Here is a 21,606-nt window from a genome sequence, read left to right on the forward strand (position 1 = left end):
CGCCCGAGCGAAAGGGTTCGACGACGGCTGTTTTTCGCCATCCCCCATGCCGTTCGGTTTGCGGCAAAAAAAGAAGAAGGCGGTCGTCCCACCGCCTTCTTTCTCCATTTCGCTTAGGACAGGCCGAGCCGACGTTCGATCCGGTCGAGACGGCTTTCCACCCGGTCGAGTCGGCGGTCGAGCCGTTCGACAGCCCGCTCCAGCCGTTCGATGCGCCTCGCCCAGTTGGCGAATTGCCCCCCTGGGTATCCGGGCCAAAACTGGCCGGACGGCGGCTGTTGACGGTAATCATCCAACGTCGGGACATAATAGTAATATTCGTTCATTGGCAAATCCCCCTTCTTGATGTTTCCTTCACATTGTATGGGGGAAAGGCGGAAGCGGACTAGATGAACGCCTAATGAAGGCCATATTTTTAGGAGGGAGATTGGTGGAGCTGCGCATTGACAAGCTGCTCGCTCATATGGGATATGGGACGAGGAAGGAAGTGAAAAAGCTGCTCAAGTCCGGGGCGGTGAAAGTGGACGGCGCATCGGTCCGTGATGCGAAAACGAAAGTGCGGCCGGATGAGCAAATCGTGACCGTTTGGGGAGAAACGGTCGAGTACAAGCCGTTCATTTACTTGATGATGAATAAGCCTTCAGGGGTCATTTCGGCGACGGAAGATGCCGTGGAAGAGACGGTCGTCGATTTGCTTGAAGAGGAAGACCGGGCATTTTCCCCGTTTCCGGTCGGGCGGCTTGACAAAGATACGGAAGGGCTGTTGCTCTTGACGAATGACGGCCAGCTTGCCCACCAACTGCTGTCGCCGAAAAAACACGTGCCGAAAACGTATTTTGCCGTCGTGGACGGGGAAGTGACGGAGGCGGATGTGGCGGCGTTCCGGCGCGGCGTCGTTCTTGATGACGGCTACGAAACGAAGCCGGCCGAGCTCGTGGTGTTAAAATCCGGCCTTCGTTCCGATGTCGAGGTGACGATCACCGAAGGGAAGTTCCATCAAGTGAAGCGGATGTTTCAAGCGGTCGGCAAGCGGGTCGTTTATTTAAAACGAATTCAAATGGGGCCGCTGCCGCTTGACCCGGATTTGGCCGTCGGCGAGTATCGGGAGCTGACGGATGAAGAGGTGGAGATGTTGAAGCAATACCGGCCGGAGACGGACGAAAAAAAAGGAACCTGATCAGGTTCCTTTTTTATGGAAAAGGAGAGAATCGTCGATTGGAAAACATCGTGTCGCGTCCATCTCTCATCTTGCTTACCCTATTGGCACCGTGTTACGAAGAGATGCGCACTTTTTTGTTTGTGGTCGTCCATTTACCCTTGCTTGGGCTGCGAACGAGATCGTTGTACATAAGCACGTTCAAGTCGCGCTGGATCGTTCGTGGGGTGGTGCCGAACTCATCAACAAGTTCTTGGGTCGTAACCGTCCCTTTTTCGCTAATGTACATATACACGGATTTGATGCGGGTCAGCATCCGATGTGTTGAAGGTTTCAAAAGACCACTCCCTATCTTAGCATCATTCGCATGGCACAACCGACCGCTAGCAGATGAGAGATGTCTTTGTCTGTTTACTACCATTGTACACGAAATGAGAGGGAAAATGCTACCCGGTTGCCTCTATTCACAAAAAATTTCAACATTTTGTCATGAAACGGAAATCGATTTGCAACGAATGAAACATTTTGACTTCCTGTTGTTGATATGATACGTTGGCAACAAAGAGTGTTGAATAGAGAAAGGGAGAATGGCGTTGAACATCGACTGGATGAACGAAGCAAAGAAACGGAAAGACGATCTTGTCCGCGACGTGCAAGCGCTTGTCCGCATTCCGAGCGTCCGCGATGAGGAACGGGCGCAGCCGGGCGCGCCGTTTGGGCCCAAGGTGGCCGAGGCGCTTGAGCATATGCTTCGCCGCGGCCGGGAGGAAGGCTTTCGCGTCAAAAATGTGGACGGATTTGCCGGGCATGTCGAAATGGGGCAAGGGGAGAAACTGGTCGGCGTGCTCGGCCATATCGACGTCGTGCCGCCCGGGGACGGCTGGACGATGGATCCGTTTGCCGCTGAGGTGCGCGACGGCCGCCTCTACGGGCGCGGCGCGATCGATGACAAAGGACCGACCGTCGCGGCGTTTTACGCGATGAAAATCGTCCGTGATCTCGGGCTGCCGCTCAGCAAGCGGGTGCGGCTTATCATCGGGGGCGACGAGGAAAGCGACTGGCGGTGTGTCGAGCACTATTTTCGCCATGAGGAAATGCCGGAGGTCGGATTTGCGCCGGACGCCGATTTCCCAATCATTCATGCCGAAAAAGGAATCATTGACGCCGATTTGGCGTACCGCCCGCCTGAATCGGTGGAGGCGGAAGGGCTGGCGCTTGCCTCATTCCAAGCCGGGCGCCGCTACAATATGGTGCCCGATGCGGCCGAAGCGGTGGTGGAAGGCGTTCGGGGGGCGGAAGATTGGCAGGAGCGCTACGAGTCGTTTTGCCGGGAGTGCGGTGTCAAGGGGAGCATCCGGCAAAGCGAAGGGGCCGTCGCCTTTCAATTGGAAGGGGTGTCGGCCCACGGCGCCGAGCCGGAGCGCGGCAAAAACGCCGGCGTCTATTTGGCGCAGTTTTTGGCGTCGCTTCCGCTCGATGGGCGAAGCCGACCGTTCATTCAGTTTGTTGCCTCCACCTTTTTCGGCGATGCTCGAGGCCGGCGGCTCGGTCTTGCGCATCGCGATGAACAAAGCGGCGAATTGACCGTCAACGTCGGGGTGCTGTCGTATGACCGGCGGCATGGCGGCACGATTGGATTGAACATCCGCTATCCGGTGACGGCCGACGGCGACGCGATTCGCCGGACGCTCGCTGGCGCCTCGGCTGAACATGGATTCGCGCTCAGCCGGTTCAACGATACGAAGCCGCATTACATCGACCCCAACCACGAGCTTGTTCGCACGCTTCAGCGCGTCTACGAAGAGCAGACAGGCGAGCCGGCTCGGCTTTTGGCCATCGGCGGCGGCACATACGCCCGCGCCTTGACGGCCGGAGTGGCGTTTGGCGCGTTGTTTCCGGGCCGCCCGGATGTCGCCCACCAAAAAGATGAATATATCGAGATCGACGATTTGGTGAAAGCGACCGCCATTTACGCGCAGGCGATCTATGAGCTGGCAAAATAAACGGCGGTCCGCCGCCCCGGCGAAAAAGAGAGGGGGGGCGGGCGTTGTTTTAATGAAAGGGGGGACGGGATGGAAGCGGTGTTCAAACGGGGGGCGGCGGCACGAAAACCGGTGTTTCAGCTCTTTTATTTTCTCATCTTTTTTGCTTTTGGCGCCTTGTTTCCGCTTTTGTCCGTCTATTTGCAGGAAGAGGCGCGCCTCCCGGGGGCGGCGATCGGCTGGATCATGTCGCTTCCCCCGATCGTGACGATGGCAGCCCAGCCGCTTTGGGGGATGGCGACCGATTACACGCGCAAACCGATCGGCCTTTTGATGGGGGCGTTGGTGTTGGCGGCGCTGTTTGGATTCATGTATTCGCTCGCCGGCAGCTACCGGTTGTTTGCTGCGCTCACTGTGCTGCTGTCGGCGATGCAAAGCGCCATCGTTCCGCTTTCTGACAGCCTCGCTCTTCGCCATGTGCACGAACAGGGCGGAACCTACGGGGCGATTCGGCTTTGGGGATCGATCGGGTTTGCCGCGGCGGTGCTGGTTGTCGGATGGCTGTCCGATCATGTCGCGTTTGCGGTCATTTTTTACGCTTTTTCGATGGCGCTGCTGGCCGCGTCGGTTTTGGCCGCCCGCCTGCCGCGCTATTCGATGGCGGCGTCGGGGGCGTTGACCCGGCGGGATGTGCGCGGGCTGCTGTCCGACCGTCCGTTTCAGCTCCTGCTTGTCGCAACATTTTTGCTGTTTGGCCCGATTTTGGCCAACAACTCGTATTTCGGACTGCTCATTCATGAGCTGGGCGGGACGCTGACCGGCATCGGCCTCGCCTTTTTGTTTGCCGCCGGCAGCGAGGCGCCGTTTATGAAAGCGGCGGATTGGCTCATCGGCCGCTTCGGCATGGTGCGGCTTCTTCTATTGGCGGCGCTCATCTCGGCGGTCCGCTGGTTGTCGTATGCGGTCGACCCGCCGCTTTGGTTTGTGTATGTAACGGCGGTCGTCCAAGGCTGCTCCGTCGGTCTAGCGATTCCGACGGCGCTTCAATATGCGCGCCGCTTGGCTCCGGAGCGGGTGCAGGCGACGGCCGTGGCGTTATACTCAGCGGTCGGCAACGGCCTTGGCGCGTGGTTTTGCACGCTGGCGGGCGGATATTTGCTTGAGCGTTGGCAGATCGGCGCTGTCTACTTGTTTTTTGGCATCTGCACGATCGTGGGTGTGCTCGTGCTCCTTTTGCTCGCAAAACGAGAACGAACGGCAGGTGAAGAGAAGTGAAACGAAGCCATTATTTTATCGCTGTTCCGCTGACGTCTGAAGCGAAACAAGCCATTGCCCGATTTTCGGGGGATGCGGCGTTGTCGCTGCCGTTTCGCACATGGGTGCATGAAGAGGACTATCATATCACCCTCGCGTTTTTAGGCGATGTGCCGCCGGGGAAAATGGCGCCGCTGTGCGAAGCGATGGCCGCCGTCGCCGCCAAAAGCGCCCCGTTTTCCCTTGTGCTTGCCGGGCTTGGGACGTTCGGGGAGCGGACGGCGCCTCGCGTTTTTTGGCAAGGAGTCGAAACGGAAGAAGCGTTGAATGGATTGCGGGGCGACGTGTATGAAGCGTGCACAAAGCTCGGGTTTGCCTTGGACCGTCGTCCGTTTGCCCCACATATTACGATCGCTCGCAAATGGCAGGGAGCCGAACCGTTTCGCCCGGATATGCTTCGTTCGCTTTCGGCTGCTAGGGCGGTGTTTTCGGTGCCGGAGATCGTGCTGTATCGGACGAATATGGAACGGACGCCGAAGTACGAAGCGATCGCCGTGTTCCCGTTGCTTGGCGCGCCGATGAATGACCGGAAATAGCAGGTGAAACAATGGGGCAGCTCGTTAAACTCATGGATTGCATTTCTCGCTACGAAACCGATGTGTACTATTATGTGCCGGAGTTCATCCGGCTGAAGCAACGGCAATGGGAGCAGGCAAAAGCGCGGTGGCAAGCTGAACGGACGGCTGAGGCCAGTGGATGGCTTGAAACGGGCGAGACGTGGGATGTTTGGCTTGACAAACCGTCATGGTGGGAACGGTTGACGAAACGATGGCGCCGCCGTGTCGCGCTTGCGGAAGAAGAGACGTTTTCTCTTGCGCCGATGGCCCGTCCGGCGGCTACTCTGGAGGAATTGAAACAGCAGTTTTTGGATGAGTTGTTCGAGTTGCAGCTGAAATGGGCGAGTTCCACGATGATGTACGTTTCCTCCCTCGCTGAGGCGGTGTATGGCGATGAGACGTTGAAATATTTTTTGCAGCGGTTTCCGGATACGCATTTATGCTTTTACCGGCCGGTGGCGATGGTCGGCAAGGCGCCAGTGGAGCTGGAGACGATGGTGTTGACGCCATCCGCGCTCTGGTGCATTGCCTTTGTCGAAGGAAGGCCGGACAACATCGTCATGGCGTCAACCGGCCGGTTTTGGGTGGAACAGGCCGGAACGAACGAAACGAGGCTGGTTAACCCGGTCGTGTCGCTGCGGAGGACGGAGCAGATCGTTTCGGAGATTTTTCGCAAGCATGGGGTCGATTGGCCGATCCATCTTGTGCTGTTAAATCGCTACGGCTACATTGACAGCGGCGGCCTTTTTCCGTTTGTCCGCTATATTGATAAGCGAAATTATGACGAATGGTTTTCCCGTCTGCGCCGCTCCGCTCTCCCGCTTCGGCACGGGCAGCTGAAAGCGGCGGAGGCGCTGCTTCGCCATTGCGCCAGTTTTTACGACCGCCGCCATGACGGGAATATGCATGACGAGGAAGGGCAACAATAGAAACATCTGTGCATCGATAGGGCGACCGGCCGATGATTTGGCACCGCCCTTTTTCTTTTACGTATGATAGTACTAACGGGAGGCAAAAAAGGGGGGTGAACGAACATGCTTCACATCAGCCGAGCGTTTGCCGCTTATTTGGATGAAATGGATGAAATCGCCGTGCTTGCACCGAAATCCCTTCGCCCCGAGGAGATGTCGCCGTTTACGCTCGTGACGCCGAGCGGGGAGGAGATTCCGCTGTCTGTGCAGCAAGTCGAGGATTGCGGGGAGACAGTGAAATATGTGTGCCGGTTTGCATCTGCGTTCGAGTTTGGGGCGACATACTGGGTGCGTTCTTGCCGCGGGGAGGAGACCGATGTGCAAATCGGCGCCGTTGTGCGCACTCCTGCATTTGATGATCGGTTTTTCTATGATGGGCCGTTAGGAGCGGAGTATTTCAAAGAACAGACGGTATTTCGCGTCTGGGCGCCGACCGCCACCGCGGTTAACGTCAAGCTTGTTCATCCGCATCTCGACGAGATCCGCTGCGTGCCGCTTGTGCGCGGCGAACGCGGCGTATGGTCAGCTGCCGTCCCTGGCGATTGGGAGCGAGCGCGTTACACATATATCGCCTGCATCAACCGCGTATGGCGCGAGGCAGTTGACCCGTATGCGACCGCGGTTTCGGTCAATGGCGAGTTCGGCGTCGTGATCGACTGGGAGAAAACGAAGCTGGCGCCGCCCTCTTTGCCGCTTCCGCCGCTGGCGTCGCCGACGGATGCCATCATTTATGAACTGAGCATCCGCGACTTTACAAGCCACCCGGACAGCGGCGCCGTCCATAAAGGGAAGTATCTCGGGTTGGTCGAAACGAACACAAGCGGGCCGAACGGGACGGTCACCGGGCTTTCGTATGTCAAAGAGCTGGGCATCACCCATGTGCAGCTCATGCCGTTTACCGATTTTGCTGGAGTGGATGAGCGCGATCCGATGGCAGCGTACAATTGGGGATACAATCCCCTTCATCTATATGCGCCGGAAGGGAGTTATGCGACCGATCCAGCGGATCCATACGCACGCATTGTGGAATTGAAGCAGGCGATCCGCACGCTGCATGAAAGCGGATTGCGCGTCGTGATGGATGCGGTCTACAACCATGTCTATGACCGGGAGCAATCGCCGCTTGAGAAGCTCGTTCCCGGCTATTACTTCCGCTACGATGCCTATGGTCAACCGGCCAACGGCACCGGCGTCGGCAACGACATCGCTTCGGAGCGGCGGATGGCGCGCCGCTGGATCGTCGATTCGGTGGTGTTTTGGGCGAAAGAATATGGCATTGACGGGTTCCGCTTTGATTTGATGGGCGTGCACGATATCGAGACGATGAAGGTGGTGCGCGACGCCCTCGACGCCATCGATCCGTCGATCCTTGTGTATGGGGAAGGCTGGGATTTGCCGACGCCGCTTCCACCGGAACAAAAAGCGACGATGGCCAACGCCAAGCAGCTGCCGCGCTTCGCTTATTTCAATGACCGGTTTCGCGATGCAGTGAAAGGAAGCACCTTTCATTTGCCGGATCGGGGGTTCGCCCTCGGCAACCCAGGCGGTCGAGAACAGGTGAAGCTCGCCATTGCCGGGAGCTTGCGAGCGCTTGGCGGGCTGTTTTGCCACCCGCGTCAGTCGATCAATTATGTCGAATGCCATGACAACCATACGTTTTGGGATAAAATGGAGGCCGCCAATGGCTGCGAGCCGGAATGGCTCCGGCGGAAGCGGCAAAAACTGGCGACGGCGATCGTTCTGTTGGCGCAAGGCATTCCATTTTTGCACAGCGGCCAAGAGTTTTATCGAACGAAAGGCGGAGATGGGAACAGCTACCGATCGCCGGATGCGGTCAACTGGCTGGATTGGGAGCGGAAAAGCCGCTATGAAGACGATGTCCGCTACGTTCAAGGATTGATCGCCCTTCGCCGTGCGCATGGCGCATTTCGCCTCGCGACGGAGGCGGAAGTGCTGCGTCATTTAACGTTTCTTGAGCCGCTGCCGCCGTCGGTCATCGCCTACCGATTGCATGATGTCGCCGTCTATGGGCCTTGGGAGGACATCATCGTCGTGCATCATAACGAGGAGAAAGAGAAGGCTATCGCTCTTCCGGACGAGCGTGAGTGGACGGTTGTATGCCACGGGCAGCAGTGCGGAACGACGCCGCTTTGCCAAGTGCGCGGCACACTTCGGCTTGACGGCATCGGCACATGGGTGCTCGTCCATCCTGCAGAGGAATCGCTCGGACAGCGTCTTTGGCAGTTTTAAGCAGGGCGTTTGCCGAGAAAAATGTTTGCATGCCGGAGCGGTATTTCAGTATAATACAAGTAAAACGGACGGAGGAAGGACGCGGCATGGCCGTCCTTTTTATTTGGGCGCGAGAAGCAAACGGAGACGTTTCTATTTTTAAGTCGCAGGTGAACACGCTTTGGAACAGTTACTAGGTAAGGAGTGGGAGATCACTCCCGCTGGCGGCGCTACAGGGGATGCGTATTTTGCGGAATATGAAGGGAAGAAATTGTTTTTAAAGCGGAATTCTTCTCCCTTTCTTGCGGTATTGTCGGCCGAGGGCATCGTCCCGAAGCTTGTATGGACGAAACGGCTCGAAAACGGCGATGTATTTACGGCCCAGCAATGGCTGAACGGCCGGGAGCTGAAGCCATGGGAGATGGGAAGCGAGCAAGTTGCGGCGCTTTTGCGGAAAATCCATCGTTCCAAGGAGCTTGTGACGATGCTGAAGCGCCTTGGCAAATCTCCGCTGCGCGCGAAGAAGATGCTCGCCGCGCTCGCTGAGCAACAGCGGCGCCATCCGGTCGGCGTTTCTGTCGTCTGTCAGGCGCTTGACTGGCTGGAACAGCATGTTTCGTCGTTGCCGGATCACGAATATGTGGTCTGCCACTGTGACATCAATCATAACAATTGGCTGCTTGCCGACGATGGCACGCTGTACTTGATCGATTGGGACGGGGCGGTGATCGCCGATCCGGCGATCGATATCGGCATGCTCCTTCATCTGTACATTCCGCGCGCCGAATGGAAGACGTGGCTCGACCAGTACGGATGGGCATGGAGCGAAGAGCTTGGTCTCCGCCTGAAGTGGTATACGATCGCCCATACGCTGCACTCACTGTTTTGGCCGAAAGGGAAGGACGGCGAAAAAGAAAAGAAGCAGTCGCTTCGGTTATTGGAACGGGTCATCACGGAGCACTGATAACGCCCTGTGCACCGCTTCTGTCGAAATGGGTGAAACACAGGCGGCACTTTCCGGCGCTCGACCGGCGGCCGCCGTTGTCCTTGATCATGTCAGTCTTTGGCCGAGGAAGACGTTGTGGCAGCGTGAAAGCAGGGGAAGATCAAGACAGCTCGTTTAACCAATCAGCCAGCTGGCCTTGGTGGGCGGAAATGTGGGCGCTTAAATCAGCGCTGTATTTCCCTCCTTGGCCATAAGCGTAAATATGGGGGAGAACTTGCTTGACTTGGCCGTCCACCTCATCGTTGGCGAGCAGCGATTTGGCGAGCCGTTCAATTTGTTCGCATTCAGAAACCGTTCCGCAGCAATCGAGCTGATGTTCGGATAAAATGTCGCGGAGCACGGTCAATTGATGGTTATAGTCGAGCGGCATGCTGGTCACCATCCTTTCGCCAGGCTGTACGGTTTTATGATGCCCGGATCGAGCCGAGTGTATGCCCGGGCGTTTTTTCGCGTTTGCGTCTTTGGCGCAAGTATGGTATCGTCAAACCAACAAACGGAAACAAGGCTGAGGTGTCAATATGCGTTTGCGCAACAAACCGTGGGCGAAAGACAAAATCGCCGCGTATCCCCAATACGTCATTCCCGATCCTGAAACAAAGCGCGGGCGATGGCGCGAGCTGTTCGGCCACGACCGGCCGCTTCATGTCGAGATCGGGACGGGGAAAGGCAAATTTATCACGGAAATGGCCAAACTTCATCCGGATGTCAATTTCATCGGCATCGAGCTGTACCCGAGCGTGCTCGTGTCCGCGCTTGACAAACTGATCGAAAGCGGGCTCTCGAACGTCAAGCTGCTGAACGCCAATGCGAAAGATCTGACCGCGTTTTTTGCCGACGGGGAAGTGTCGCGCATTTATTTGAACTTTTCCGACCCATGGCCGAAAAAGAGGCACGAAAAGCGGCGGCTGACGTATCGGGACTTTTTGGCGCTCTATGACCGCATTTTGGCGGAAGACGGAGACATCCATTTGAAAACGGACAATCAATCTTTTTTCGAATACTCGCTTGTCAGTTTGTCGCAATATGGGTTTGTGCTCGCATCGGTCCAGCTCGACTTGCATCAAAGCGGCATTACGGACAATGTCATGACGGAGTATGAAGAAAAATTTTCCGCCAAAGGAAACCGCATTTACCGCTGCGAGGCGGTGCGCCCGCCGCGGCGTTCGTCATAGGCCCGAACCGATTGGTCGGGTCTTTTTCTATTTCCGGTTGATGGAGAAAATGGTACACTAGTGGAGGGGGGAGAGAGGAAATGGAACAGTTGCGAATTGGACAAGTCACATTGACATGGCTGCAAGGCGGCGTCACCCATCTTGACGGCGGAGCGATGTTCGGCGTTGTGCCGAAGCCGCTTTGGTCCAAAAAATATCCGCCGAACGACAACAATCAAATCGAGCTGCGCACCGATCCAATTTTGGTGGAAGCCTATGGAAAACGGCTGCTCATTGAATCCGGCATCGGCAACGGCAAGCTGACCGACAAGCAAAAGCGCAACTTCGGCGTCACGGAAGAATCGGCGCTCGATGAATCGCTCGCCAAGCTCGGGCTGACGCGGCGCGACATCGACATCGTCATCATGACCCATTTGCATTTTGACCATGCGTGCGGATTGACGGTTTGGGAAGACGGACGGCTCGTGCCGGCGTTTCCGCGCGCGGCGATCATCACCTCGGATGTCGAGTGGGAGGAAATGCGAAACCCGAACATTCGATCCCGAAATACGTATTGGAAAGAAAATTGGGAGCCGATCGCGGATCAAGTCGTTCCATTTACAAAGGAAACCGAAGTCGTTCCTGGCATCCGCCTCATCCATACCGGCGGGCATAGCGCCGGGCATGCGATCGTGCTCATCGAATCAGACGGGGAGATGGCCATTCACCTTGGCGATTTGCTTGGCACGCACGCCCATCAAAACGTCCTTTGGGTGATGGCGTACGACGATTACCCGATGGATTCGATTTTTGCCAAACAGCGATGGCTCCCGTACGGCGTAAAACAAAATGCGTGGTTTACCTTCTACCATGATGCCTACTATCGGGCTGTGAAATGGCAGGAAGACGGGACGATGGCCGCCGCCGTGAAGCGGGAGCGTCCGCTATGACAGCGGCTTGGCGTCCACGATGGCTCCCGTGTAGGCGTTGATGAAAAACTCGTCATCCCCGTCGTCGCGGCAGACGCCGCCGCGGTATACGGTGTACGCCAGGCCGTCTTTCTCATACCGCTCCGGCGCCGATTGAATCCAGGAACCGCGGATGGCCCGCCGGCCGCCAAGGGCGCGTTTGGCCATGGCCAGCGCTTGTTCCGGGGGAAGAAGCGCCGGTTTGGAAACGGAGCGGACTGCATAGATGGCGACCGCGCCGACAGCGGCGCTAACGAGCCATTTTTTCCAAGCCATCACGTATTCCCTCCTTGCTTCTGTCGCTATCGTTTAGTATAGCCGATTTTGGCGGAACATGTAAGGAAAACAAAGCGAATCCGAATCGAGTCGAGAACAGAAAGGAAGACCCCGATGATGAAGGAAGAAACGCTGCGATTGTTCCAAACGTTGACCGAGCTTCCGGGAGCGCCGGGCTATGAGCACCCAGTGCGGCAGTTCATGCGCCAAGAGCTCGCAAAATACGCCGATGACATTGTACAAGACCGCCTCGGCAGCCTTTTCGGCGTCAAGCGCGGCGATGAGGCGGGCCCGACGGTGATGGTCGCCGGCCATATGGATGAAGTCGGGTTTATGGTGACGGCGATCACCGACAATGGCATGATTCGGTTTCAGCCGCTCGGCGGCTGGTGGGATCAAGTGCTCCTCGCCCAGCGCGTGCAAATTATCACGAACGAAGGACCGATCATCGGCGTCGTTGGATCGATCCCGCCGCATTTGCTCGATGAGGAGCAGCGCAAAAAACCGATGGAGATCAAAAACATGTTGATCGACATCGGGGCCCAAAGCCGTGAAGAGGCAGAACAGGTCGGCGTCCGCCCCGGCCAACCGATCGTGCCGGTCAGCCCGTTCACGTTGTTGGCCAACGGAAAAACGGTCATGGCAAAAGCGTGGGACAACCGGTTTGGCTGCGGGCTGGTGATCGAGCTGTTAAAAGAGCTGAACGGTGAAACGGTGCCGAACGTCCTGTACGCCGGAGCGACCGTGCAGGAAGAGGTCGGGCTGCGCGGGGCGCAGACGGCGGCAGCGATGATCAACCCGGATATCTTTTTCGCCTTGGAAGCCAGCCCGGCCAACGACATGTCCGGCGACAAGCAGGCGTTCGGCCATATCGGCCAAGGGGCGCTCATCCGCTTGTACGATCGGACGATGGTTACGCACCGCGGCATGCGCGAGTTTGTGCTCGACACGGCGGAAACGATTGGCGTTCCGTATCAGTTTTTCATTTCCCCAGGCGGCGGAACCGACGCCGGGCGGGTGCATATCGCCAACCGCGGCGTGCCGTCGGCCGTGATCGGCGTTTGCGCCCGCTATATTCATACGCATGCGTCGATCATTCATGTCGATGATTACGCGGCGGCCAAACAGCTCATCGTTGAGCTCGTCAAACGGTGCGACCGGACGACGGTCGAGACGATTCGCCAAAACAGCTGAGGAGAAGCGAACGCTTCTCCTTTTCCATGACAAGGAGGGCACTGGATGAAAACGGTTGCGGTCGGAACGAACAACGAAGCGAAAATCGCCGCTGTTCGGGCGGTGTTGGGGGAAAAGGAATACCGCATTGTATCGTTTGAGGTGCCGTCGGGCGTTTCCGCGCAGCCGCTGTCCGATGAGGAGACGCGGCTTGGCGCCATCGGGCGCGCTAAACGGGTGCTCGAAGCGGCCGAGGCGGACATTGGCATCGGATTGGAAGGCGGCGTGATGAAAATCGATGGGCAATGGTGGCTGTGCAACTGGGGAGCGCTCGCCGACCGAAACGGAGTGGTGGTGGCTGCCGCCGGCGCCCGCCTCGCCCTCCCGCCGGACGTCGGGGCCGGCATCGAGGCGGGGCGCGAGCTCGGCGATGTGATGGAAGCGTACACCGGGCGAAGGAACGTTCGTCGGAAAGAAGGCGCGGTCGGCGTACTAACGAACGGGCGCGTTGACCGATCGGCGATGTTTTCCCACATCGTCGAGCTTTTGGTCGGTCAATATGAATGGCTTTGTCAAAACGGGCCGTTCCATGTATGATAAATAACGAATGGTCATGCCGATGAGGGCGACCGGCTGAATGAGCGGGCCGCGTTCCACCAACGCTCCTAGATCGAGCGGCCGACAAAGCGAGGGGCGGCGTCAAACGGTGAAAACGCCGCGCGGTCATGGCCCGGCATTGTCAACGCCGGATGCGCCCTTGGCCAAGCCCCGGCCAAAAGAAGGAAAAGGAAACGGAAGGCACGGGCGCCGGCAAAACAAGGAGGAACACGAATGAACAGCCGGCAAATGTATGAGAAGATTAAAGAGCGTCTCGTCGCTCACCCGCACTGGACGTTTCGCTTTGACCCCAAGCAAGATGCGATGCGCGTGGAAGACCGCCGCACGAAAAAAGGCGTGACGATCTCGCTTCCTGGTGTCATCGCCAAATGGCACGAACAAAAAGATGAGGCGGTGCACGAAGTCGTTTATTATGTGGAGCAAACGTTGAAAACGATGGAGGAAGACGCGGCGCTTTCCGGCAATGAGCGAAACATTTATCCCGTCATTCGCTCGGCGTCGTTTCCGGCGGAGACGAAAGAAGGCGTTCCGCTCCTGTTCGATGATCATACAGCCGAAACGCGCATTTACTATGCGCTCGACCTAGGCAAAACGTATCGCTTGATTGATGAGCGCATGCTTGAAAAAGACAAATGGAGCCGCGAGCGGGTGAAGGAAATCGCCCGCTTCAACGTCCGGTCGCTGCCGACGCCGGTGAAAGAGGACCGGGTGGCGGACAACGTGTTTTATTTTGTCAACACCAATGACGGCTATGATGCGAGCCGCGTCTTAAACGAATCGTTTTTGGCCGACATGCGGGCGCGCGTGGAAGGAACGATGGCCGTTGCCGTTCCGCATCAAGATGTGCTCATCATCGCTGATGTGCGCAACGACATCGGCTATGACGTGCTCGCGCAAATGACGATGAGCTTTTTTGCCGGCGGCCGCGTGCCGATCACGGCGCTGTCGTTTTTATACGAAAACGGGAAACTTGAACCGATTTTCATTCTGGGAAAAAAACGGAGAACGTAGCGGCAAGGAGGAATGAAGCGATGAACGTGTTTTACAACCGAGAAGGGGTTGGCGACGTGCTGCTTGTGTCGCTGAAACCGGTGGCGGATGAGGAACGGACGTTTGTCAAACAAGGCGATGTCGTCCGCATCATGTCCGAACGGACGGGCGAGACGGTTGGCTATAACATTTTTTCCGCGTCTTCGTACTATCCATTTTGTGGAAATGGTCCGCTGGAAGTAAATGAGGAGCTCGTCGGCATCATCAACGACATCTTGGCGAAAAACGGTTTTGACGAGCCGATCGAAGCTGACTTGTCTCCCAAGTTTGTCGTCGGATATGTGAAAGAGAAAACGAAGCATCCGAACGCCGACAAGTTGAGCGTCTGCCAAGTCGATGTCGGCGATGAGGTGCTGCAAATCGTCTGCGGAGCACCGAACGTCGCCGAAGGGCAAAAAGTCGTCGTCGCCAAAATCGGCGCGGTCATGCCAAATGGCCTCGTCATTCAAGAAAGTGAGCTGCGCGGCGTCCGGTCATCCGGCATGATTTGTTCGGCCCGCGAGCTTGGGCTGCCCAATGCTCCGCAGGAGAAAGGCATTTTGGTGCTGTCTGATGAATATGAGGTCGGCCAACCATTCGTTTTTTGACGTTCCAACGGGCGGTGCAGACGGATTCCGCCTGTTTTTTCGCCACTGGAACGACGCCAGTGGCGTTTTTTCCAACAATGAAGGCAGAGAAAGAGTGATGTGATGGATGAAATTTTTGAAACGATGGCTTCGTTTTCTTGCGAGCGACGAGGAAGAGGAAGGGAACGAGCAGCGAGCGAATTCCCCGCTGTCGGCCGGCATGCCCGGACGCGGCGAGATGGACGTCATCTACCGATATCCGCAAGGCCGCTTTCGCTTTCCACTCATTCCCGATGACGAGCTGGCGGAAGAGGGGGAGAGGCCGGGGCGGGCGAAAAGCGAGGCATCCCGGCCGCTGCTGAATCGGCGCCCGTCGGCCGGCGCGGCAAAGGCGGTGGAAAAACGGCCGTTCCGCCCGTCTGATGTGCCATCCCCGGTTTTTGGATACGATCGGAATCGGGGAAAACAGCGGCAACGACCGGATGAAATCGAGCTGGCCGGTGCAGTGGATGCAGAGAGCCGGAGCGGCGGGGCGGTTCGGGAAGGGGCCATCCATGGCGAAGCGACACGGCAAGACGAGTGGGAGGGCACGGAAAGCCGGGCGGCTGAATCGCCAAAAGAAGAGGCGTCTTTGGCCAAGCGCGCAGAGGCATGGAGCGAAGACGCGAGAGGAGCGATGCCTGCGGCTGTTATGGAAACGGAAGGAAAAGATGGGCTTGCGCCGGCGGCACAGGAAGAACAGGATGCCGAGGCGGATAAAAAGAAAAGGCATGAGCTGGACGGACGAGGCAAAGAACGCGCGCCGCACGAGACAGCCTGCGGCTTGGAGAGCGAAGGACAAGAGGCGCCATCACAGATGGGGAATGGAGACGGAGAAAACACTGCTTCGACAGAATTGCGAGAGAAGACGTCAGATCGCGAAATCCGCCACTCGGCGGCGCCCGTGGGCCGGGAGGAGGCTTCCCGATCTGGGCGAACGCGCATTCCGTATAATGTGATCATGTTAAAGCAAGATTGGCGCAAGTTGAAAGAAAAGGCAGCGAATCGATCGAACGGCTGCGTGCTGCCGCCATTGGCGCTTCTTGAGCCGCCGGAGAAAGCAGCCGAGCGCGACGAGCAGTGGCTTCATGAGCAATGCCGGCGGTTGGACGAGACGTTTGCGAGCTTTCAAATCGGCGCGCACGTCGTTGGTGTGACGCAAGGGCCGACGGTGACGCGGTTTGAAGTGCAGCCGGATTTAGGAGTGAAAGTGAGCAAGATTACGAGTTTAATCGATGATATCAAGCTCAGTCTGGCGGCGAAGGACATTCGCATTGAAGCGCCCATCCCGGGAAAACGGACGATCGGCATTGAGGTGCCAAACCGGACGAGCCGTCCGGTGCGCCTGCGGGAAATTTTGGAAAGCGAAGCGTTCCGCAAAAGTCCATCGCCACTTACCGTGGCGCTTGGGCTTGACATCAGCGGAGCGCCGGTCGTGACCGACATTCGAAAAATGCCGCACGGGCTCATCGCTGGAGCGACCGGGTCGGGAAAAAGCGTCTGCATGAACGCTATGCTCATCAGCATGTTGTATAAAGCAGCGCCGCACGAAGTGAAATGGCTGCTCATTGACCCGAAAATGGTCGAACTGGCGCCGTACAACGGATTGCCGCATTTGCTCAGCCCGGTGATCACCGAGGCGAAGGCGGCTGCGGGGGCGCTCAAGTGGGCGGTCGGCGAAATGGAACGGCGGTATGAACAGTTTGTCCACGCCGGCGTGCGCGATATCGAAAAATATAACGATCATCTTCGCGAACGCGGCAGCAGTGAGCCACCGCTGCCGTACATCGTCATCGTCATTGATGAGCTAGCGGACCTCATGATGGCCGCTCCAGCCGATGTCGAAGAATCGATTTGCCGGCTGGCGCAAAAGGCGCGGGCGTGCGGCATCCATCTGCTGATCGCGACGCAGCGGCCGTCGGTCGACGTCCTCACGGGATTGATCAAGGCGAACATTCCGACGCGCATTGCCTTTTCTGTCTCATCCCAAGTCGATTCGCGCACCATTTTGGATGTCAACGGCGCTGAACGACTGCTTGGGCGCGGCGATATGCTGTTTTTGGAAAATGGTTCGGCCAAGCCGGTGCGGCTGCAAGGGTGCTTCATTTCCGATGAAGAAATCGAACGGGTGACGGCGCATGGGAAAGCAGAGCAAAGTCCATCCTATCTGTTTGACCCGGACGATTTCCGACAAACGGGGGCGTTTGGCGGTGAGGATGACGAATTGTTCGAGGAAGCATGCCGGTTTGTCATCGCCCAAGGGGGGGCGTCCACCTCGAGCCTGCAGCGCCATTTCCGCATCGGCTACAACCGCGCCGCCCGGCTGATCGAGATGATGGAGCAGCAGGGGCTGATTTCGGAAGCGCGCGGCAGCAAACCGCGCGATGTGTTGATGAGCGAAGACGAGTGGGAGCGCTGGCGCGAGCAGAACAACTGAGAGCAGTCGGCCTTCTTTTGGCGGGCGGTAGTGTTTTGACTCCTCGCGTGCTATAATGGGGAAATGAATGGTGCACTGCAATGAGAGAAATGGCAAAACGAGATGGATATCATATACTGTCTTACAGAGAGACGATGGTTGGAGGGCTTAGCGATGACAGCTTACCATTTTGTAGGCATTAAAGGCACGGGGATGAGCGCGCTCGCGCAAGTGCTTCATGACCTTGGCTATACGGTGCAAGGGTCGGATGTAGAGAAATGGTTTTTCACGCAAAAGGCGCTTGAAGAGCGGGGAATCCCGGTGCTGCCTTTTTCGAAAGACAATATTCGCCCTGGTTATACGGTCATTGCCGGCAACGCGTTTCCGGATACGCATGAGGAAATCGAGGCGGCCCGTCAACTCGGCGTTCCCGTCATTCGTTACCATCGCTTTTTAGGAGAGTTGGCTGGCCGATTTACGAGCATCGCGGTGACCGGTTCGCATGGAAAGACGACGACGACGGGGTTGCTTGCCCATGTGATGCAAGGAGCCCATCCAACGTCCTATTTGATCGGAGACGGCACAGGAAAAGGGGAGCCGGGAAGCAAATATTTCGTGTTTGAAGCGTGCGAATACCGTCGGCACTTCCTTTCCTATTTTCCAGACTATGCGATTATGACAAATATTGACTTTGATCACCCAGATTATTTTGCCAATATCGATGATGTGTTTTCCGCCTTCCAGCAAATGGCGCATCAAGTGAAGCAGGCGATCGTCGCCTGTGGGGATGATCCGTATTTGCCGAACATTCAGGCGAAAGTGCCGATTTTGTTTTACGGATTTGGCGAAGAAAACGATTTTCAGGCGCGCAATATCGTCAAGACGACGGAAGGGATGGCGTTTGATGTGTTCGTGCGCAACACATTTTTCGCCTCGTTTGCCATCCCGCGCTTTGGCACCCATAACGTATTGAATGCTCTCGCTGTGATCGCCCTCTGCCACTACGAAGGGGTGGATGCCGGCACGATCGCCAAACGGCTGCAAACGTTCCAAGGAGTGAAGCGCCGCTTCAGTGAAAAAACGGTCGGGCGCCAAGTGCTGATCGATGATTATGCGCATCATCCACGTGAAATTACGGCGACGTTGGAGGCGGCAAGGCAAAAATATCCGGGCCGTGAAGTGGTGGCGATTTTTCAGCCGCATACGTATACACGGACGCAGACATTTTTGCGCGAGTTTGCCGAAAGTTTGCAGCAGGCGGACCACGTGTATTTGTGCGACATTTTCGGTTCGGCGCGCGAGCATGAAGGAAAATTGTCGATCCGTGACTTGCAGGCGCAAATTCCGCGTTCCCAGCTGCTTGAGGAACAAAACGTATCCGTGTTGAAGCGGCATCAAGATGCGGTGTTGGTGTTTATGGGCGCCGGCGACATTCAAAAGTTTCAGCACGCGTACGAACGGGCCGTTCTTTCCGCCTGACGGCCGGCAGGAAGCGGGCCGCGGTGAAGGCGGCCCGTTTTTCCTGTTTTCCAACCAAGCAGGAAAGAGTGCGTGTCATGTCGAAGTTTGAATAAAGAAAAAGATGGGTACAAAGGAAATGAAACGTGTGGGCAAGGAGGAACTCTCGTGGAATGGCTGTTGTATGGCAGCGCCGCTCTTATCGCGCTCGCTTTTTTGCTGCTTGTCGTTTACATAGCGAAAACGCTGGTTGTTTTGCAGGAAACGCTGCGCCGTCTGGCGACGGCGGTCAGCCATGCCGATCAACAAGTCGAAGCGGTGGCGAAAGAAATTCAGACGCTTCTTCAAACAGCCAACGCCATTGCCGGTGATGTGCAAAAAAAAGCAGAAAAGCTAAACGGCGCCATCGAGGCGGTCGGGGAAATCGGCGGCGCGGTTCGCACGCTCAACCGCGCGCTTCGGCAGGCAGCGGCCGCCTTGTCGGCGAAAGCGGATCCGGGGCGTGAAAAGTGGGTAAAGGCGCTGCGTTGGGCAAATGTTTTGCTCGATGTATGGGAAAAATGGAGAAAAAGAAAACCACTGCATCCAAAGGAGGGAATCGAACATGGCGAAAAATAACGGCGGATTTTTGCTTGGAGCGCTTGTCGGCGGCATCGCCGGCGCGGCTGCTGCGTTGTTTTTGACGAGCGAAAAAGGGCGGAAATGGCTGGCCGAATGGAGCAACGATGAGACATGGGAGCCGATGAAAACAACAGCTGTCGAATGGTTGGAAACAGCGAAAGAGAAAACGAAGGAAATCGCCAACTTCATTCCGTTGAAATCCACGACGGTGCCGGTTGGCGGGGAAAACGGCGGAGAGGAAGCCAGGGAGGCAACGATTCCGATTCCGCCATCCGCCGGGCCAGCCGACCGGGAAACGCTGCAAAAACTGCTTGAGGAAGCGGAGGCAGCGCTTGATGACGCCGAGCAAAACATCACATCACGAAAAGAAACGGAGTGAAGGAGATGGGAATGGAGAAGCTGGAGACGATCGAACAATTTGATCGTGCCATGAAGGAAACGGAACGTTTTTTGTTCGTCAAGCATAGCCTCACCTGCCCGATCAGCCAAGCGGCGTTCCGCGAATGCGAGAAGTTTGCCGCTGATCATCCAGAGCTCGCGGTGTATTGCCTGTACGTTCAAGAGGCGCGGCCGCTCTCAACCTATATTGCCGAGACGACCGGAGTGAAACACGAGTCGCCGCAAGTGCTGCTGTTTGAAAACGGCCGAGTCGTCTGGCACGCGTCCCACTGGGCCATTACGTACGACGCGCTTTCGGAGCATATCGGCGCCTGATCCATCCGCTCGCAGCCGCGGGCGGTTTTTTGTGCGCTTTTTGCTTTAGTGCTTAAAAGCGTTTAATCAAAAAAGCATTTTTTTCGTGACAACGATAGCTCCATCGATTATAATAAACACTAATTAAATGACTTCGCTCTCCAAGACGGGGGCGCAGCTTGCCGGCGGCCGGCAAGAGGCGAAAACAATGCACTACACTTGGCGAAAGGATGAGAAAAGCATGAGCAATGAGAGATTAGACGAACTGCGGGCGCGAGTCGATGAGATCAACTTGCAGCTATTGAAACTGATCAATGAGCGGGGACGGCTCGTTCAGGAGATCGGAAAAATTAAAGAAGCGCAAGGGACGCACCGCTACGACCCGGTGCGCGAACGGAAAATGTTGGATCTCATTTCCGAGCATAACGACGGGCCGTTCGAAACATCGACGCTGCAGCACATTTTCAAAGAAATTTTTAAAGCAGCGCTCGAGCTGCAGGAAGATGACCACCGGAAGGCGCTTCTCGTCTCGCGGAAAAAGCATCCGGAAAACACGATCGTCGAAGTGAAAGGCGAGCGAATTGGCGACGGCAACCAATATTTCGTCATGGGCCCGTGCGCGGTCGAAAGCTATGAACAAGTCGCGGCGGTGGCGGAGGCGGTGAAAAAACAAGGGATCAAGCTGCTGCGCGGCGGCGCCTACAAACCACGCACGTCGCCATACGATTTCCAAGGGCTCGGCGTGGAAGGGCTGAAAATTTTAAAACGGATCGCCGATGAGTTTGATTTGGCGGTCATCAGCGAAATCGTCACCCCGGCCGATATCGAAATCGCCTTGGACTACATTGATGTCATCCAGATCGGCGCGCGCAACATGCAAAACTTTGAGCTGCTCAAGGCAGCAGGCCAGGTGAACAAGCCGATTTTGTTAAAGCGCGGCTTGGCGGCGACGATTGAAGAATTCATCAACGCCGCTGAGTACATCATGTCGCAAGGAAACGGGCAGATCATTTTGTGCGAGCGCGGCATCCGCACGTATGAGCGAGCGACGCGCAACACGCTCGACATCTCGGCCGTGCCGATCTTGAAGAAAGAAACGCACTTGCCGGTGTTCGTCGATGTCACCCACTCCACGGGGCGGCGCGATCTGCTCATCCCGTGCGCCAAAGCGGCCTTGGCGATTGGCGCCGACGGCGTCATGGCCGAAGTGCATCCGGACCCGGCCGTCGCCTTGTCCGATTCCGCCCAGCAAATGGACATCGCCCAATTCAATGAGTTTATGGAAGAAGTGCGCGCCTTCCAACGGCAGTTTGTCCAGGCGTAAGAGGATCCCCTCGGTTGTTGCCCGAGGGGATTTTTTGA

General features: G+C 56.9%; 23 protein-coding genes. 19 read left to right on the forward strand and 4 right to left on the reverse strand.

The window, feature by feature from the left end:
• Window positions 1–113: 113 nt before the first annotated feature.
• Complete coding sequence (locus N685_RS0108730) at window positions 114–326, reverse strand: hypothetical protein (protein ID WP_031407595.1); 213 nt, start codon at window positions 324–326, stop codon at window positions 114–116.
• 104 nt (window positions 327–430) lie between these two features.
• On the opposite strand from N685_RS0108730, the gene N685_RS0108735 reads away from it, so the two are divergent.
• Window positions 431–1,177, forward strand: a complete 747-nt coding sequence (locus N685_RS0108735; RefSeq protein WP_031407596.1) for a pseudouridine synthase — start codon at window positions 431–433, stop codon at window positions 1,175–1,177.
• A gap of 94 nt (window positions 1,178–1,271) precedes the next feature.
• Here N685_RS0108735 and N685_RS0108740 read toward each other — a convergent pair whose 3' ends face one another.
• Window positions 1,272–1,493 (reverse strand): DeoR family transcriptional regulator, encoded by a 222-nt coding sequence (locus tag N685_RS0108740; RefSeq protein ID WP_008880936.1) that lies wholly within the window; start codon window positions 1,491–1,493, stop codon window positions 1,272–1,274.
• Window positions 1,494–1,743: 250 nt separating this feature from the next.
• Between N685_RS0108740 and pepV the strand changes: the two genes are divergently transcribed.
• The 6 genes from pepV to N685_RS0108770 all read left to right on the forward strand — a co-directional run bounded on the left by pepV (window position 1,744) and on the right by N685_RS0108770 (window position 9,173).
• Window positions 1,744–3,159, forward strand: a complete 1,416-nt coding sequence (gene pepV, locus N685_RS0108745; protein ID WP_031407597.1) for a dipeptidase PepV — start codon at window positions 1,744–1,746, stop codon at window positions 3,157–3,159.
• A 69-nt stretch (window positions 3,160–3,228) separates the two neighbouring features.
• The gene (gene malA / locus N685_RS0108750) at window positions 3,229–4,413 is read left to right on the forward strand and encodes a maltose permease (protein ID WP_031407598.1); all 1,185 of its coding nucleotides are present in this window, start codon (window positions 3,229–3,231) and stop codon (window positions 4,411–4,413) included.
• Window positions 4,410–4,988, forward strand: a complete 579-nt coding sequence (thpR, locus tag N685_RS0108755) for an RNA 2',3'-cyclic phosphodiesterase (RefSeq protein ID WP_031407599.1) — start codon at window positions 4,410–4,412, stop codon at window positions 4,986–4,988. The genes malA and thpR overlap by 4 nt, the downstream gene beginning before the upstream one ends.
• An 11-nt stretch (window positions 4,989–4,999) precedes the next feature.
• Complete coding sequence (locus N685_RS0108760; RefSeq protein WP_031407600.1) at window positions 5,000–5,938, forward strand: hypothetical protein; 939 nt, start codon at window positions 5,000–5,002, stop codon at window positions 5,936–5,938.
• A gap of 105 nt (window positions 5,939–6,043) precedes the next feature.
• Window positions 6,044–8,230 (forward strand): type I pullulanase, encoded by a 2,187-nt coding sequence (gene pulA / locus N685_RS0108765; protein WP_031407601.1) that lies wholly within the window; start codon window positions 6,044–6,046, stop codon window positions 8,228–8,230.
• A gap of 160 nt (window positions 8,231–8,390) precedes the next feature.
• Window positions 8,391–9,173 (forward strand): phosphotransferase family protein, encoded by a 783-nt coding sequence (locus N685_RS0108770; protein WP_031407602.1) that lies wholly within the window; start codon window positions 8,391–8,393, stop codon window positions 9,171–9,173.
• A gap of 142 nt (window positions 9,174–9,315) precedes the next feature.
• On the opposite strand, the gene N685_RS0108775 is transcribed toward N685_RS0108770, so the two are convergent.
• Window positions 9,316–9,585, reverse strand: coding sequence for a YtzH-like family protein (locus N685_RS0108775; protein WP_031407603.1), 270 nt, complete (start codon window positions 9,583–9,585; stop codon window positions 9,316–9,318).
• 148 nt (window positions 9,586–9,733) lie between these two features.
• Here N685_RS0108775 and trmB point away from each other — a divergent pair, with 148 nt between their 5' ends.
• Window positions 9,734–10,387, forward strand: coding sequence for a tRNA (guanosine(46)-N7)-methyltransferase TrmB (gene trmB / locus N685_RS0108780; RefSeq protein WP_031407604.1), 654 nt, complete (start codon window positions 9,734–9,736; stop codon window positions 10,385–10,387).
• Window positions 10,388–10,467: 80 nt separating this feature from the next.
• Window positions 10,468–11,316: a YtnP family quorum-quenching lactonase gene (locus N685_RS0108785; protein WP_031407605.1), complete on the forward strand. Its 849-nt coding sequence runs from the start codon at window positions 10,468–10,470 to the stop codon at window positions 11,314–11,316.
• Here N685_RS0108785 and N685_RS0108790 read toward each other — a convergent pair.
• Window positions 11,311–11,610 carry a PepSY domain-containing protein gene (locus N685_RS0108790; RefSeq protein ID WP_031407606.1) on the reverse strand — a complete coding sequence of 100 codons (300 nt, stop codon included), beginning with the start codon at window positions 11,608–11,610 and terminating at the stop codon, window positions 11,311–11,313. The two genes, N685_RS0108785 and N685_RS0108790, sit on opposite strands and share 6 nt — an antisense overlap.
• 117 nt (window positions 11,611–11,727) lie before the next feature.
• Here N685_RS0108790 and N685_RS0108795 point away from each other — a divergent pair, with 117 nt between their 5' ends.
• From N685_RS0108795 to N685_RS0108845, 10 genes are all read left to right on the forward strand, one after another.
• Window positions 11,728–12,804 (forward strand): M42 family metallopeptidase, encoded by a 1,077-nt coding sequence (locus tag N685_RS0108795; protein ID WP_031407607.1) that lies wholly within the window; start codon window positions 11,728–11,730, stop codon window positions 12,802–12,804.
• A 45-nt stretch (window positions 12,805–12,849) separates the two neighbouring features.
• The gene (locus N685_RS0108800; RefSeq protein WP_031407608.1) at window positions 12,850–13,380 is read left to right on the forward strand and encodes a DUF84 family protein; all 531 of its coding nucleotides are present in this window, start codon (window positions 12,850–12,852) and stop codon (window positions 13,378–13,380) included.
• Between the two features lie 234 nt (window positions 13,381–13,614).
• On the forward strand, window positions 13,615–14,412 hold the full coding sequence (locus N685_RS0108810) for a DUF1444 domain-containing protein (protein WP_031407610.1): 798 nt from the start codon (window positions 13,615–13,617) through the stop codon (window positions 14,410–14,412).
• A gap of 20 nt (window positions 14,413–14,432) precedes the next feature.
• Window positions 14,433–15,038: a YtpR family tRNA-binding protein gene (gene ytpR, locus N685_RS0108815; RefSeq protein ID WP_031407611.1), complete on the forward strand. Its 606-nt coding sequence runs from the start codon at window positions 14,433–14,435 to the stop codon at window positions 15,036–15,038.
• A 106-nt stretch (window positions 15,039–15,144) separates the two neighbouring features.
• Window positions 15,145–17,493 (forward strand): DNA translocase FtsK, encoded by a 2,349-nt coding sequence (locus N685_RS0108820; protein ID WP_031407612.1) that lies wholly within the window; start codon window positions 15,145–15,147, stop codon window positions 17,491–17,493.
• Window positions 17,494–17,646: 153 nt separating this feature from the next.
• Entirely contained in the window at window positions 17,647–18,951 is a 1,305-nt protein-coding gene (gene murC / locus N685_RS0108825; RefSeq protein ID WP_031407613.1) for a UDP-N-acetylmuramate--L-alanine ligase, read from the forward strand.
• 147 nt (window positions 18,952–19,098) lie between these two features.
• Window positions 19,099–19,548 (forward strand): DUF948 domain-containing protein, encoded by a 450-nt coding sequence (locus tag N685_RS0108830; RefSeq protein WP_031407614.1) that lies wholly within the window; start codon window positions 19,099–19,101, stop codon window positions 19,546–19,548.
• Window positions 19,535–19,930: a hypothetical protein gene (locus tag N685_RS0108835; protein ID WP_031407615.1), complete on the forward strand. Its 396-nt coding sequence runs from the start codon at window positions 19,535–19,537 to the stop codon at window positions 19,928–19,930. Before N685_RS0108830 ends, N685_RS0108835 begins: the two co-directional genes overlap by 14 nt.
• A gap of 5 nt (window positions 19,931–19,935) precedes the next feature.
• A complete protein-coding gene (gene ytxJ, locus N685_RS0108840) occupies window positions 19,936–20,265 on the forward strand; it encodes a bacillithiol system redox-active protein YtxJ (protein WP_031407616.1) in 330 nt (109 codons plus the stop codon).
• Window positions 20,266–20,485: 220 nt separating this feature from the next.
• Window positions 20,486–21,568: a bifunctional 3-deoxy-7-phosphoheptulonate synthase/chorismate mutase gene (locus N685_RS0108845; protein WP_011232285.1), complete on the forward strand. Its 1,083-nt coding sequence runs from the start codon at window positions 20,486–20,488 to the stop codon at window positions 21,566–21,568.
• Window positions 21,569–21,606 lie beyond the last annotated feature (38 nt).

The organism is Geobacillus vulcani PSS1, assembly GCF_000733845.1.
Lineage (GTDB): Bacteria > Bacillota > Bacilli > Bacillales > Anoxybacillaceae > Geobacillus > Geobacillus vulcani.

Bases quoted from the DNA above. Each gene is read 5' to 3' on its own strand.
- N685_RS0108730 (WP_031407595.1), bottom strand. From the start codon at position 326: ATGAACGAATATTACTATTATGTCCCGACGTTGGATGATTACCGTCAA.
- pepV (WP_031407597.1), top strand. From the start codon at position 1,744: ATGGCGTTGAACATCGACTGGATGAACGAAGCAAAGAAACGGAAAGAC.
- malA (WP_031407598.1), top strand. From the start codon at position 3,229: ATGGAAGCGGTGTTCAAACGGGGGGCGGCGGCACGAAAACCGGTGTTT.
- N685_RS0108760 (WP_031407600.1), top strand. From the start codon at position 5,000: ATGGGGCAGCTCGTTAAACTCATGGATTGCATTTCTCGCTACGAAACC.
- pulA (WP_031407601.1), top strand. From the start codon at position 6,044: ATGCTTCACATCAGCCGAGCGTTTGCCGCTTATTTGGATGAAATGGAT.
- N685_RS0108775 (WP_031407603.1), bottom strand. From the start codon at position 9,585: ATGCCGCTCGACTATAACCATCAATTGACCGTGCTCCGCGACATTTTA.
- trmB (WP_031407604.1), top strand. From the start codon at position 9,734: ATGCGTTTGCGCAACAAACCGTGGGCGAAAGACAAAATCGCCGCGTAT.
- N685_RS0108785 (WP_031407605.1), top strand. From the start codon at position 10,468: ATGGAACAGTTGCGAATTGGACAAGTCACATTGACATGGCTGCAAGGC.
- N685_RS0108790 (WP_031407606.1), bottom strand. From the start codon at position 11,610: ATGGCTTGGAAAAAATGGCTCGTTAGCGCCGCTGTCGGCGCGGTCGCC.
- N685_RS0108795 (WP_031407607.1), top strand. From the start codon at position 11,728: ATGAAGGAAGAAACGCTGCGATTGTTCCAAACGTTGACCGAGCTTCCG.
- N685_RS0108800 (WP_031407608.1), top strand. From the start codon at position 12,850: ATGAAAACGGTTGCGGTCGGAACGAACAACGAAGCGAAAATCGCCGCT.
- N685_RS0108810 (WP_031407610.1), top strand. From the start codon at position 13,615: ATGAACAGCCGGCAAATGTATGAGAAGATTAAAGAGCGTCTCGTCGCT.
- ytpR (WP_031407611.1), top strand. From the start codon at position 14,433: ATGAACGTGTTTTACAACCGAGAAGGGGTTGGCGACGTGCTGCTTGTG.
- N685_RS0108820 (WP_031407612.1), top strand. From the start codon at position 15,145: ATGAAATTTTTGAAACGATGGCTTCGTTTTCTTGCGAGCGACGAGGAA.
- murC (WP_031407613.1), top strand. From the start codon at position 17,647: ATGACAGCTTACCATTTTGTAGGCATTAAAGGCACGGGGATGAGCGCG.
- N685_RS0108835 (WP_031407615.1), top strand. From the start codon at position 19,535: ATGGCGAAAAATAACGGCGGATTTTTGCTTGGAGCGCTTGTCGGCGGC.
- ytxJ (WP_031407616.1), top strand. From the start codon at position 19,936: ATGGGAATGGAGAAGCTGGAGACGATCGAACAATTTGATCGTGCCATG.
- N685_RS0108845 (WP_011232285.1), top strand. From the start codon at position 20,486: ATGAGCAATGAGAGATTAGACGAACTGCGGGCGCGAGTCGATGAGATC.